At 66.0% G+C, this 13,039-nt stretch carries 9 protein-coding genes and 1 pseudogene; 7 read left to right on the forward strand and 3 right to left on the reverse strand.

What is annotated here, in order from left to right; translation table 11 throughout:
• Positions 1–183: 183 nt before the first annotated feature.
• From ACYVAN_RS12175 to ACYVAN_RS12190, 4 genes are all read left to right on the forward strand, one after another.
• Positions 184–582 (forward strand): hypothetical protein, encoded by a 399-nt coding sequence (locus ACYVAN_RS12175; RefSeq protein WP_460958901.1) that lies wholly within the window; start codon positions 184–186, stop codon positions 580–582.
• Positions 583–607: 25 nt separating this feature from the next.
• Positions 608–1,693, forward strand: a complete 1,086-nt coding sequence (locus ACYVAN_RS12180) for an S-(hydroxymethyl)mycothiol dehydrogenase (RefSeq protein ID WP_460958903.1) — start codon at positions 608–610, stop codon at positions 1,691–1,693.
• Positions 1,690–2,316, forward strand: coding sequence for an MBL fold metallo-hydrolase (locus ACYVAN_RS12185; protein ID WP_460958905.1), 627 nt, complete (start codon positions 1,690–1,692; stop codon positions 2,314–2,316). Before ACYVAN_RS12180 ends, ACYVAN_RS12185 begins: the two co-directional genes overlap by 4 nt.
• A gap of 322 nt (positions 2,317–2,638) precedes the next feature.
• Positions 2,639–2,917 carry a transposase gene (locus ACYVAN_RS12190; RefSeq protein ID WP_460958907.1) on the forward strand — a complete coding sequence of 93 codons (279 nt, stop codon included), beginning with the start codon at positions 2,639–2,641 and terminating at the stop codon, positions 2,915–2,917.
• Between the two features lie 271 nt (positions 2,918–3,188).
• On the opposite strand, the gene ACYVAN_RS12195 is transcribed toward ACYVAN_RS12190, so the two are convergent.
• Positions 3,189–4,979: a BCCT family transporter gene (locus tag ACYVAN_RS12195; protein ID WP_460958909.1), complete on the reverse strand. Its 1,791-nt coding sequence runs from the start codon at positions 4,977–4,979 to the stop codon at positions 3,189–3,191.
• 1,655 nt (positions 4,980–6,634) lie between these two features.
• Positions 6,635–8,416 (reverse strand): gamma-glutamyltransferase, encoded by a 1,782-nt coding sequence (ggt, locus tag ACYVAN_RS12200; protein WP_460958911.1) that lies wholly within the window; start codon positions 8,414–8,416, stop codon positions 6,635–6,637.
• A 351-nt stretch (positions 8,417–8,767) separates the two neighbouring features.
• On the opposite strand from ggt, the gene ACYVAN_RS12205 reads away from it, so the two are divergent.
• The 3 genes and pseudogenes from ACYVAN_RS12205 (at position 8,768) to ACYVAN_RS12215 (ending at position 11,299) form a co-directional block, all read left to right on the forward strand.
• Positions 8,768–9,133 carry a hypothetical protein gene (locus ACYVAN_RS12205; protein WP_460958913.1) on the forward strand — a complete coding sequence of 122 codons (366 nt, stop codon included), beginning with the start codon at positions 8,768–8,770 and terminating at the stop codon, positions 9,131–9,133.
• A gap of 311 nt (positions 9,134–9,444) precedes the next feature.
• Positions 9,445–10,380 (forward strand): alpha/beta hydrolase, encoded by a 936-nt coding sequence (locus tag ACYVAN_RS12210; RefSeq protein ID WP_460958915.1) that lies wholly within the window; start codon positions 9,445–9,447, stop codon positions 10,378–10,380.
• A 75-nt stretch (positions 10,381–10,455) separates the two neighbouring features.
• Positions 10,456–11,299 (forward strand): annotated as a pseudogene (locus tag ACYVAN_RS12215) (helix-turn-helix domain-containing protein).
• Between the two features lie 220 nt (positions 11,300–11,519).
• Here the strand turns inward: ACYVAN_RS12215 and ACYVAN_RS12220 are convergent.
• Positions 11,520–12,962: a sodium/glutamate symporter gene (locus tag ACYVAN_RS12220; protein WP_460958917.1), complete on the reverse strand. Its 1,443-nt coding sequence runs from the start codon at positions 12,960–12,962 to the stop codon at positions 11,520–11,522.
• Positions 12,963–13,039: the final 77 nt, after the last annotated feature.

Raw genomic sequence — 13,039 nt, forward strand, 5'->3', positions numbered from 1 at the left:
CTCTCGCGGGTGAACGGTCTGTTGGGGCGGTCGACGTTCCTGGTTCGACCCGCCGGGGCCTGTGGTCCCTTGTCGTTCAAGGTGACCACTGACGCGTTCGTGGTCACTTGCTACCTGGCTTCTCGGCTCGGTCTTGACCCTGCGTCACCCGCTCCTTAGGCTAAGCGACAATTGATATGTCAGGTGCGTGAGTGCGACCCGGTGCGCTCCGAAATGGGCATGCAGGACGCCTCCACCCTCGGCGAAGTCGATGTGCAGGGACCGGACGCGGCCGAATTCCTCGACCCCGGCTACACGAGGCGGAGGAACTGCTGGATCGAGGGCTGCGCCCTCGAGCTGCACCCCGCAGCTTCGAGGCAGGGCGGGGCGCGCGGACGATGCTCGCACGTGTCGAGGTCATCTTGGTGCGCCGTTCCGTGGAACTCCCGGGTTCGGGTCTTCGTGCGCTCCTCGTTCTCCCGCTACCTCGCGGACTGGTTGGTCGATGCCGCTTCCGAGTACGGGCACGGCATAGCGGTCGTCGAGCATGACCTTCCCGATTCAGCCGCGCGGCGAGGGTTTTCCCGTTGCGCGGCGGTGTGACAACGAAACCGAACAGGAGTATGTCGTGACTGAAGTGCGTGGGATCGTGGCCGCCGGAAAAGGAAAGCCGGTCGAAGTGGCGACGATCCATGTCCCGGATCCCGGGCCGGGTGAGGCAGTGGTGCGGGTGCAGGCATGCGGTGTCTGCCATACCGATCTGCACTACCGCGAGGGTGGAATCAGCGACGAATATCCGTTCCTGCTCGGCCATGAGGCTGCGGGAGTGGTCGATTCCGTCGGCGACGGGGTGCACGATCTCGAACCGGGCGATTTCGTAGTGCTGAACTGGCGCGCGGTCTGCGGCGTGTGCCGCGCGTGCAAGCGCGGTAGGTCGCAGTACTGCTTCGACACCCACAACGCCGCTCAGCCCATGACACTCGACGACGGAACGCCGTTGTCGCCGGCGTTGGGAATCGGTGCATTTGCGGAGAAGACGCTCGTACACTCCGGGCAGTGCACGAAGGTGGACCCTTCCGCCCGGCCCGCGGTGGTCGGTCTCCTGGGATGTGGCGTGATGGCGGGGATCGGTGCGGCGGTCAACACCGGACATGCCGGTCCTGGCGACTCGGTGGCGGTGATCGGCTGCGGTGGCGTCGGCAGTGGCTCGGTCGCCGGTGCGCATCTGGCCGGGGCCCGGCGGATCATCGCCGTGGACACCGATCCGGTGAAGTTGGAGTGGGCGCGCCAGTTCGGTGCCACGCACACGGTCAACGCCACCGAGAGCGACACGGTGGAGGCCATCCGGGAGCTCACCGGCGGTCATGGCGCCGACCTGGTGGTGGACGCGGTCGGAGTCCCGAATACCTACACTGAGTCGTTCTACGCCCGGGATCTGGCGGGCACGGTGGTGCTCGTCGGGGTTCCTTCCCCGGAGATGCGACTGGAGTTGCCATTGATCGATGTTTTCGCTCGTGGTGGCGCGCTCAAGTCGAGCTGGTACGGCGACTGCCTGCCCGGCAGGGACTTCCCGATGTTGGTCGAGATGTATCAGCAGGGTCGCTTGCCGCTGGAGAAGTTCGTCACCGAGGAGATCGCATTGGAGCAGGTGGAGCAGGCGTTCGAGAAGATGCACCGCGGCGAGGTGCTGCGTTCGGTGGTGGTGTTCGGATGACCGCGCGAATCGACCACACCGTCACGTCGGGCACGTTCTCGTTGGACGGGGGAACGTTCGACGTGGACAACAACGTGTGGGTGGTGGGTGATGATCACGAATGCGTGGTCATCGATGCGCCGCACGACGTCGCCGCGATCTGCGAACTCGTCGGCGACCGCCGCGTGCGGGCGGTGCTATGCACCCATGCCCATGATGACCACGTGCGCAAAGCACCGGAGCTGGCAGAGGAAGTCGGCGCACCGGTGCTACTGCACCCGGACGACCGGGTGTTGTGGGACCTCACCCACCCGGGCCGCGAGCCTGACGGCGAGCTCGCCGACGGCCAGGTCTTCCACGTGGCCGGTAGCGAGCTGCGCGTGCTGCACACACCGGGACACGCACCGGGCGCGGTCTGCCTGCACGTTCCGAGCCTTGCCACGGTTTTCACCGGCGACACGCTCTTCGCGGGCGGCCCCGGAGCAACCGGCCGCTCCTATTCGGACTACGACGTGATCGTGGCGTCTATCCGCGACCAGCTGTTGCCGTTGCCGACGGAGACCGAAGTGCACACCGGGCATGGTGAGTCGACCACCATCGGGGTGGCCCGGCTCAAGTTCGACGAGTGGATTACATGCGATTGACCAGCGTGGGCACCTCGACGCGCTGAGAAGAAAACCCATTGTTGAGGGCGGCTCCCCTGGCCGATCTGGCCGGGGGAGCCGCTGTCGTTTCAAGCCCTCAATAGCGGGAGCAATGCGTAACGGAACATCAGCTGCTTGAGCTCCGCGCGACACGAGTGCGTTCGCGAACGGGGCGCTGAGTGGTTTCTCGCTCTTGTGTGCTGGTGGGTGATCATGTGATGTGTGCGCGTGTGCTCGGCATGAACGGACCTGATCGAGACGCAGTGGGCGGGTGTTGGCGCCGTTGATGCCGGCCGCGCCAGGCCGATGACACCGGGATCGGGTGCACGAGGCCCTGCGGGACCAGGAGCGCGCTGCGAAGGGGCGTGAGCGGCAACCGGGTGCGGGCATCATCGACGCGCAGGCCGTGCTGACCGCCGAAGGCAGTACCCAACGCGGCTATGACGTGGCCAAACGCCCCGGAGGGCGCAAACGGCACCTGCTGGACAGTCGGGGTCTGCGCCTGACGGTGATGGTGACCTCGGCCTCGGTGCAGGATCGGCTGAGCACCCGGCAGGTGCTCGAGCAGGCACGTCGCCGGTCTCCCGTCCTCGGGCCATGATCAAGGTGGCCATTGATCCGGTTGATGACCGCATGCCGAAGCAGCACGCCGACTCGACCACGACCACCCTGAACACACCCAAAAAACGAGAGACCCACTCAGAAAGACTGCCCGCAAGCCAGATGGTGGGCTGCTGAACCAGCCTACGGGGCTGCGACCGTAGTTCTCCGGGGCGCGCAACGGAATAGGGTTGGGTATCGGCATTCACCGAGCGCCGAAAGCTGCACGAAGGCTTGGACATCGACTACTTCGGCGTGGTTGCGCTCCGGGCCTATGTCCGAGGAGTTTCGAACATGTTTTGAGCGTTGTCGGGGCCAACATCGTTCATGCCAGCCAGGAAGGTGCTGCTGGCCTGCGGGGTCTCCCGGTCCGCCTCCGTCGGATCAGAGCTGCTGGAATCGTTGGTGCTCGCGACCTGGAGCTGGAAGTCGCCGTCATATCGGTCATCGCCGTCGAGGACTGCCGCTTCGATGACCTCGGCGCCCTTGTCCGCGCGAAGGATCAGAGGGTCACTGCGCAAGTCTCTCGAGAGTGCCACGCAGAGCAGGACTATGACCACGGTAAAAGGCGCTGCCACGATGATCGTCAGGTTCTGCAGACCAGTGAGCGCATTATCGGTACCACCCCCCACCATCAGCATCACCGCGGCGACCGCTCCGGTGGCTACGCCCCAGAAGATGACCACCGAACCCCGCGGATTGATCGAGCCGCGCTGCGACAGCGTGCCCATCACCATGGACGCAGCGTCGGCGCCTGATACGAAGAAGATCGCCACGAGGCTCATGACGAGCACACCGGTGACCGCGCCCAACGGGAAGTGCACCAGCACATCGAACAGCTGCGCCTCCGGCGGGCCTGCGGCGGCCAGGTCGGTGCCGTGGCGCTGCACGTCGATCGCAGTGCCGCCGAAGATGGCGAACCAGACCACGCTCACCGCGGCAGGCACGAGCATCGCACCGCACACGAACTGGCGGATGGTGCGGCCGCGGCTGATGCGCGCGATGAACATCCCCACGAACGGGGTCCACGAGATCCACCACGCCCAGTAAAAGATCGTCCAGGACGACAACCACTGCTGCATGGTCGCGCCGCCGGTCGCGCCGGTCCGCGCGGTCATCTCGCCTATGTGGCTGAAGTAGTTTCCGATCGCTGCCGGCACGAGGTCGAGAATAAACACGGTCGGCCCCACCACGAGCAGAAACACCGCGAGAACCGCGGCGAGCACCATGTTGATGTTGGACAGCCACTGGATCCCCTTGGCCACACCCGACACTGCCGAGGCGATGAATGCGACGGTCAGCACCGCGATCACAGCGACCAGCAAGCCAACGGCGGGGGAGCCGGACAACCAGCCGCTGGCCTGAAGACCGCTGCCGATCTGCAACGTGCCGAGTCCCAATGATGCGGCGGAACCAAACAATGTCGCGAAGATGGCCAGTACGTCGATCAGCTTGCCAAGGGGACCATTGGCGGTCCGCCGGCCGAGTAGTGGCGCGAACACCGAACTGATCAACTGGCGACGCCCGCGGCGGAAGCTGCTGTAGGCGATGGCCAGTCCTACCACTGCGTAGATCGCCCACGGGTGCAGCGTCCAGTGGAACAGCGAGGTGGCCATCGCAGTCTCGATGGCCGCGTCGCTACCGGGAGGGATGGTTCCGGGCGGTGGGGCAGCGAAGTGCGCGAGGGGTTCGCTGACGCCGTAGAACATCAACCCGATGCCCATGCCGGCGCTGAACATCATCGCTATCCAGGACACCGTATTGAACTCGGCGGGCTCGCCGTCCGTGCCAAGCGGGATCCGCCCGTAGCGGCTAGCGGCCAGCCACACTGCGAAAACCACCAAGCCGCTGGCGACGAGAACGAACGCCCAGCCCCCGTTCGTGATCAACCAGTCGAGCATCCTTGAGGACAGTGTGCTGAGCGAGTCGGTGCGCCACCAGCCCCAGATGACGAAAGCCAGGGCGAGGGCGGCTGAGATTCCGAAGACGGTGCGGTCGATCCGAGCCGGTCTGTCGGCTTCGGGGCAGGTATCAGGGAGAGGGGTGGGATTGTGCGGAGCCATACCGTTTGACGTCCGGTGGACGTCGCCTCCTCACGTTTCGTTAAAGAGAACAGGGGTTTGGGGGTCCGACCGTGCGGACGGATTCGGAGCAAACCGGATATTTCGGCACATCTCGACGTTGCGTGGCGATCAGAAGCCCTGTCAATTCTTGAAAAGTGGGCGATATGCCGAGTGCGTGTAAACAATGCCGTGTATCGGGTGCGGTGTCAAGAATCTAGGCCGATTCAAAAAAGTTACCGAAAGGTGCGAAATAAAGAATGCTGCGACGATATCCCGCTCTGCCGTGGCAGCGGGATATCGTCGCAGCGAGGTCCAGTTTTCAGGACGAGGTGGGGTCTGGTGAGGTGGCGGCGGACTCCTGAGAACGCTTCTGGTTAACCGTCGTGTTCGCCGTACGTGAGTACGAGGTGGCCCTGGAAGCCTTGGTGGCGTAGCTGTTGTGCTGCCGGGAAGCCGGCGAGCGAGGTACCGATGACCGCGATGGTTCTCACGCGACGGCCTCCTGTTGCAGTGTTGCGTATAGCAGAACGCGTATCGTAATAGGCAACAAGGATCGCTGACTGGTGGATGGCCGTCAAGGGTTTCGTCGAGGCGTCTCGGGTGGGTCCGTCTGCTTGTGGCAGCTGGTTCGCCACGCTCTGTACGCTGCATTTTGCTACCTGGCGGTAGCTCTGTGGTCGACCTCCCCTTCCTCTTGACAGCAAGCGGATGCGCCTCCACTGGACGCTCCCACAGCAACGTGTCGTTGTATTGCGCAACATCATTATGGCTCGGCTCTGCCACAGAGGGTGTTTCCCGTGGTAGATGACTGATTCGGTCTTGAGATCGATGTCGTCGAGAGTCAATCCGGCTACCTCGGACAGGCGCGCACCGGTGTTGGCAAACAGTCCGACGATTCATCGCAGGAGGGTGACGTCGATTGTTTGGTAAAAATGGGTAGGGTAGGGCGGTGGTCAAGTAGATCGCCGAACTGCTTGCGCAGTCGGGACGCCTCCACCCGCACTGTGATCACGCGAGTGCGGTCTGAGAACAACTTCACGGCGAGCTCCGCGGGAGTTCTCACCGCCTGGTTCTCGGCGAGATCCAGCAAGATGTCCGTATGGCGTCGGCTGAGAGGATACGTCCAGCTTCCTGAGGAGCGATGCGTTGTCAGGGCAGGGCGCCGGAAATCACGAACGTCCAGTACTACCTGCGTTGTTCGGTGTGGCTCTCGCCGTGAGGACGGCGGAGAACACCTTCTGGCACTGGTTCCAGGGTGCAGTTGCCGAACGCTGGCACCCACAGACCCACAGATGGTCGGTGTCGAGCCGGTCGGTAAGCGGAATGCGATCGATCGATGGAGACCCGACTGAGGCGGCGACCCAGCCGCACCGGTCGGTCACGATTCCTTGACTCTCCACCTTGGCCAAGAGAGGGGCCGCAATTGCGCGGAGGCGGCCCAACTAGGTTCGGTGGGCGTCGCGCCGACGGGCTTCCGCCGGACCGGCCACGGCTTGTACCAGGTGGTGGCTGGTTGATCTTGTGTGTGGGGTGTGGGGGTCCTGCAAGATCGTCGGTGTGATCGGACAGACCCTAGGTCGTCGCCGATTTGCCCGGCCGCTGAGGACGCGGGTCGCGCGTTCTCAGCGGCCGGGGCAGGAGGAACCGGCGGGCTGTCACCTCGCGGGTGTCACCACCATCGCGGAGCCGCCGCCGCGCCGTCTCGGCTCCGCCGCGGCTTGGATCGCACCGCCCGGCAGGAACTCCAGGCCGGTGGCCGCGCCGATTTCGGGTGTGGGGGTGAAGGTCGTCGATGCGAACTCGAAGCGCTGACCGAGCTTTTCCAGCTCCGACCGCTCCGGCGAGTCCATGAACGCCGGTTCTGCCTCGCTCTTCTCCCTGTCGCGTTGTGAGGCGCGGGGCGCGGCAATGGCGTCCGGCAGGCTCATGCCCAGATCAAGCCGGTTCATCAGGGTTTGCAACACAGTGGTGATGATCGTCGCGCCGCCGGGCGTACCAACGGCGAGGACCGGCTTGCCGTCGCGCAGCAGGATCGTCGGCGACATGCTGCTGCGGGGGCGCTTGCCGCCTTCTGGCAAGTTCGGGTCCGGCACGCCCGGCGTGGTCGGCTCGAAGTTGAAGTCGGTCAGCTCGTTGTTGAGCAGGAAACCCCGGTCCGGCACGGTAAGCGCCGAGCCGCCGGTCTGTTCGATGGTCAGCGTGTAGGAGACCACGTTGCCCCACCGGTCGGCGGTGACCAGGTGCGTGGTGGAACGGCCTTCGTGGGAGTTCCCGCTTTCCTGAGCTCGGGTACTGCATCCACTACCCGAGTTGTTGGGGTCGCCGGGCGCGACCGGGCTCCGCAACGTGGACGTCGGGCTGATCAGGCAGGCGCGCTCTTTTGCGAATTCCTCCGACAGCAGGCCGGAAGTCGGCACGGAGGAGAACGCCGGGTCACCCGCCCACCGGTTGCGATCGGCGTATGCGATGCGGCTGGCCTCCAGGTAGTGGTGTAGTGCCTGCACCCGGTCGGCACTTGAGAGCTGGAAGTTGTTCAGGACGTTCAGTGCCTCGCCGACGGTGGTGCCGCCAGACGAGGATGGTGCCATGCCGTAGACGTCCAATCCGCGGTAGTGGGAGCGCGTGGGCTCCTGGTCGAGCGCCCGGTACTGCGCCAAATCGTTGGTCTGCATCAACCCCGGTCTGAACACGCGGTCGGCGTCTGGTGCTGTCGGCGGGTGTTGCACTGTCTGCACGATGTCGCGACCCAGTTCGCCGCGGTACAGCGCGCCCACGCCTTCCCGCGACAACAGCCGGTAAGTGTCGGCGAGGTCGGGGTTGCGGAACCGCGAGCCGACCTCCGGCAGCTGCCCGCCGGGCAGGAACAGTCGCGCGGTCGGGGTGATGTCTCGAAACCGCTCCTCGTTCATCTCGGTCTGGGCCCGGAACTCCTCGTTGACCACGAAACCCTTGTCCGCGATCCGCGTCGCCGGGCGCAGAGCCGCCCCGAGTGAGCGGGTGCCCCACTTCGAAAGCGCCCGCTGCCACGTCGCCGGAGTGCCGGGCACGCCGACGGAAAGCCCGGAGTTGATCGCCTGGTCTCTGGGGGTCGGTTCGCCGGTCGCGGGGTCGACGAAGGAGTCCGATCGCATGGCTGCGGGCGCTGTTTCGCGGCCGTCGATGGTGTGCACCTGGCGCGTGCGGGCGTCGTAGTAGGTGAAGTAGCCACCGCCGCCGACGCCCGCCGAGTACGGTTCCACCACACCCAGAGCCGCCGCGGCAGCCACCGCAGCGTCCACCGCGTTGCCGCCCTGGTTCAGCACATCGATTCCGGCCTGCGAGGCGTAGGGGTTCACGGTGGACACCGCACCGTCGTTGCCGACCGCGACCGGCGCCTTCGCCGGCGGTGTCAGCCCCGGCGCCGGTCCCGCGAACGCCGGCCCTGTCACGAGCGTCATGCAACAGGCTGTCGCGATCAGAGTCGTGCGAACTTTCACGACTACCTCTTTCATTCGGACTTTCAAGCAGGTGGTATCGCACCTGATGAGAACTGGCCACGCCGTGATTTCGGGCCGAAACGCGGCAGCGAAGTCCGCCGAGCTGGGGCGTTGTCGCCGCGATGTGCGGCCGACCGTAGCGCACCCACAGGGGTGGCGGTGTGCCGGCTCGCGGTGCGTAGTCGTTGAGCAGGGCCGCTGATCACCAATCGCATTGAATGCGACGTACTCGCACCGAATGCGACCAGTGGAAGGCAGTGTGGGTGAGCAAGGACGAGCGCCCACCGGGAGCGGCGCGGCTGTATCTGGCCGATGGGTGCCGTTGCTGCACCCGAGGAACAGGTCTGGCAAGCCATGCTGGAGGGCTACGGGTGGGCCGAGCAGTGCGAGCAGCGGTTCGGCACGCACCCGGGGCAGGTGATCAACGAGGTCAACGGTGCGGCGCACGTCGCCGATGTCGGAGCCGAACCGGACAAGCGGGCTTTCACCCGCGAGGAGTTGCAGGCCCTGTTCGACTACGCCGACGCGGAGATTGCCCGCAAACGGGAACTGGGGCGCAAGGGCTGGCTGCCGGCGGTTCGGGACGTGACCATCTTCAAGGCCGCGTGCGGCTGCCGAACCTCGACGGCCGCACCGCGGCCATCCGCCAGCGCCTGCTCCAGGCCCCGGCACCCGTAGTCGCCGGAATGCTCGGCTACCACCCCAACACCACCGAGACCCTGGCCGCCCAATCCGGGGCCACCTGGCAGCGCTACGCAGCCGGTGAACACAGCGCACAGTGAAGGATTCCTCGTCCTCGCCTCCGCCGAGAATGGGTTCTGAGCTTGGACGGTTCGGCGCGCGTTCCGCCCGGGGCACGGTGCTTCCTGGGAAGGAACTATCCCTGCCACACGGGGCCGCGCCGCTCCACAGTGAGGGGTGTACGGCATCGAATCCGCTGGTCAACGGCCCTGACGTCGGGCCCGCGGCAAACACGAGGAGTGCAGACCATGTCTTCCGACAACGTCGAACGCGTGAATATCACGGCGTTGGCCTGGGATCTCGCGGCGGACATCTACTTCCCGCCGGACTTCGATCGCGACCGGATCTACGCCACGGTGATCAGCGCCCATCCCACTGGCAGCTGCAAGGAGCAGACTGCCGGCAACGTCTACGCCGCGGAGCTGGCCCGGCAGGGGTTCGTCGCGATCGCCTTCGATGCGAGCTTCCAGGGTGAAAGCGGTGGCCAGCCGCGGTTCACCGAGGACCCGGCCTTCCGGGTGCAGGACTTCAGCTACGTGATCGACTACCTGGTCACCCAGCCCTACGTCGACGAGAACCGCATCGGGGTACTGGGCATCTGCGGTGGAGGTGGCTACGCGATCAACGCGGCGATGACCGAGCGGCGGATCAAGGCGCTGGGCGCCGTCACTGCGGCCAACGTCGGCCGGATGATGCGCGAGGGGTTCGTGAACTACGACCCGCTGGGTGCGCTGGAGGCCATTGCCGCGCAGCGCACCGCCGAGGCGCGCGGGCAGGAAGCGGTGGTCAACGACCTGCTGCCGCCGTCGCCGCAGGCCGCCGAGGAGGCGGGAGTCACGGACATCGACGTGCGCGAGGCCACCGAGTACTACAAGACCGATCGCGGCCGTGCGGACAACGGTGCGACCAGCTTCCTGTTCTCCCGGCAGGCGGCGTTGGCCGGTTGGGATGCCTTCGACCGGGCCGAGGTGCTGCTCACCCAGCCGATGTGCGTCGTGGTCGGTGATCGGCCGGGCGGCTTCGGCGCCTATCGGGCCGGCTTCGAGATCTACGGGCGCGCGGCCTCGAAGGACAAGGAGCTCGTAGTCGTCGACGGCGCGTCGCACTACGACCTCTACGACCGGCCCGAGGCCACGGGCAAGGCGCTGGAGCACTTGATCCCGTTTTACCGCAAGCACCTCTGAACCGATCCGCCGCACCCCATCCGGAATCGCACGGGCGGGGTGCGGCGCCGATCGCACGAGACGAGGATGGGTGTCATGAGCAGTAGCAGAGCTCACCGCGCTGAGCTCGGGGAGTTCCTCAAGGCGCGACGTGCCGAGCTGAGCCCGCACCACGAGGGACTGCCCGATACCGGCAGCCAGCGGCGCGTGCCGGGGCTGCGCCGCGAGGAGGTCGCTCAGCTGGCCGCGATCAGCACCGACTACTACACGCGACTGGAGCAGGGCCGCATGCCCGCCTCCGCACCGGTGCTCGATGCGCTGGCCCGGGTGCTGCACCTCGACGACGCCCAGCGCGAGTATCTTTCCGAACTCGCGGGCAAGGACGCCACGCGGCTGCGTCGACGCGCGCGCCAAGCAGTGCGGTCGTCCCTGCAGCGCGTGCTCGATGACCTGCGATTCACCCCCGCGTTCGTGCTGGGGCGGCGCATGGATGTGCTGGCCTGGAACCCCCTGGCGGCCGCCCTGCTCACCGGAGCAGCACATGCGCACCCTCTACGCCGATTGGGAATCCGTGGCCCGCACCAGCGTGGCCCTGTTGCGCCGAGAAGCCGCTCGCTACCCCGCCGACCAGCGTCTGACCGAGCTGGTCGGCGAACTGTCAGTGCGCGACACGGACTTCCGCCAGTGGTGGGCCGAGCACCACGTCGCCAACCAGCGCATCGGCACCAAAACCCTGCACCACCCCGTCGTCGGCGAGCTCACCCTCGACTGGGACACGCTGACCTGCACCAGCGACCCCGACCAGCACCTCGTCACCTGGACCGCCGAGCCCGGCACCCCCACCCACGACAGGCTGCGCATCCTCGCCTCCTGGGCCACCCAGCACCAGGCCGAACCCACCGACAGCGGACACCACCAGCGAGCCAGCGGCCACGGCTAGCTCCAGGTAGGAGCATCCTGGACCGCTACTACTCAGTCCCCAGAATTGGCCACAGTCGAATACGCAACGATCCCGCTGACGTCATTTGAACGGGAGCGAGAAGCCTGAAGCGCGTGAGCGCCAACGGGACGGGCAAGTCCTGGTCACGACGCGATCGCAAGAGGTGTCGCTCGGAGCTCGCAAATGCGGCGTCACGGCAGGGGCAGGGGCAGGGGGAACGCTACGTCTGCTGAGTGCGCGCTGCTTCCGGCGCTGACGGCGCCGGGCGGCGACCGAAGTACAGCAGTCCCGCCAACAACGCGGTCACCAACAATGCTGTCATGGCGATCAGTAGCGGGATCGGGCCGAACTGTGCGATCAGGGGGATCGCCGAGGCGGTGATGAGTCCGCCGCCGAAGAACGGTTCGATGAGCAGCTGCTTGTACCCGAAAGCCGGATAGGCCGGGGTACGCAGTTCCGGATCGACGATGCGCATGAGGATCAAGCCGGTGGCCGTCACACCCATCGACTGGCCGACGTCGGCGATGCCCCGCTCGAACCAGTAGTCTGGCAGCATCCGCGGCGCCAGCAGCAGGAAAGCGCCGACGCTCCAGGCCAGTCCGCACCCTGCCAGCAGCAGGAACGGGACGATGTTCTCGGCGATGACCTCCAAGGACAGCGTGCCCAGCGCCGCGAGGATCAACGTGTCCAGAGCGAATCCCTGGATCCGGGCGATCATCAACCTGTCGACGATCTGCTCCCGATCGAAACGGTCGATGACGACTTGGAGCAGGATGCCTCCGAGCATCGCCAGCGGAAAGAGGGGAACGTAGCCGAAGATCTCGATGGTCTCGACCCACAGCATGTTCTCCAGCGCCTGCAGTCCCCACAGCAGGACTTGGCCGATGATGATGGCCACCCCCAGGAAACCGAAGTGCAACGCGAGCGGTTCGATGGAGGAGGGGTGCACGGTTAGGGTGGCGGCGGCCCGGCGGTTCTTCTTTTCCACCAGGCCCATCCGCTCGGTCGCCGATGGTGCGGCATCCGCGCGCAGTTCCGCAGTGTGGCCGCTGCGGGCTCCCCAGTTGATCAGCACGATACCGAGGACGATGCCCGATAGCAGACCGATGGTGGCCATGCCGAGCGCGAGGTCCTGACCTTCGGAGAACCCGGCCTCGGCGAACGTGTTGCCCAGGCCGGCGGCGGTGCCGTGCCCGCCCTCGAAACCGATCTCGATAAGCGCGCCCGACAAGGGGGGTAGCCCGAACACCGGAGACAACAGCAGCAGAGCCAGCAGCAGCCCCACGACGTACTGGCCGCTGCTGAGCACTACTCCGAACGCGACCTGGGGGCCCGCGAGTCGCCCGGCGTCGCGTGCCCGGGGCATCTTCTGTCCGAGGAACAGGCCCGCGAAGACTACCGAGATGAGCAGGCCGGGCAGTTCGGACCAGACTTGTTGGATCTCCGTTCCGAAAATCCCTCCCTCGGCGAACCGGTCGGTGCCCAGGGCCGAGGCGATGTTGCCCAACACATCGGGACCGAGCAGTAGGGCGATCCCGCCGCCGATGATCGAGCCCGGCAGGAACAGTCTTTGCGCCAATCGCCACCTCACTCGGATGAGCTTGGCCACGAGCAGCAGCACGCCCAACAGCAGGAGCGCGAAGCCGATGGTTTCGGCAGACATAATCACCCTTCGACAATTAAAGGTTGCGGCAACATCGTCACGGACACACCCGACGGCCTCCGGACCGGAGCCGAGCT

It is taken from the genome of Parasphingorhabdus pacifica (assembly GCF_054779195.1).

What these genes read in the sequence shown, in the direction of transcription:
- ACYVAN_RS12205 (WP_460958913.1), top strand. Translation starts at nt 8,768, where the DNA reads ATGGGTGCCGTTGCTGCACCCGAGGAACAGGTCTGGCAAGCCATGCTG.
- ACYVAN_RS12210 (WP_460958915.1), top strand. Translation starts at nt 9,445, where the DNA reads ATGTCTTCCGACAACGTCGAACGCGTGAATATCACGGCGTTGGCCTGG.
- ACYVAN_RS12195 (WP_460958909.1), bottom strand. Translation starts at nt 4,979, where the DNA reads ATGGCTCCGCACAATCCCACCCCTCTCCCTGATACCTGCCCCGAAGCC.
- ggt (WP_460958911.1), bottom strand. Translation starts at nt 8,416, where the DNA reads ATGACGCTCGTGACAGGGCCGGCGTTCGCGGGACCGGCGCCGGGGCTG.
- ACYVAN_RS12185 (WP_460958905.1), top strand. Translation starts at nt 1,690, where the DNA reads ATGACCGCGCGAATCGACCACACCGTCACGTCGGGCACGTTCTCGTTG.
- ACYVAN_RS12220 (WP_460958917.1), bottom strand. Translation starts at nt 12,962, where the DNA reads ATGTCTGCCGAAACCATCGGCTTCGCGCTCCTGCTGTTGGGCGTGCTG.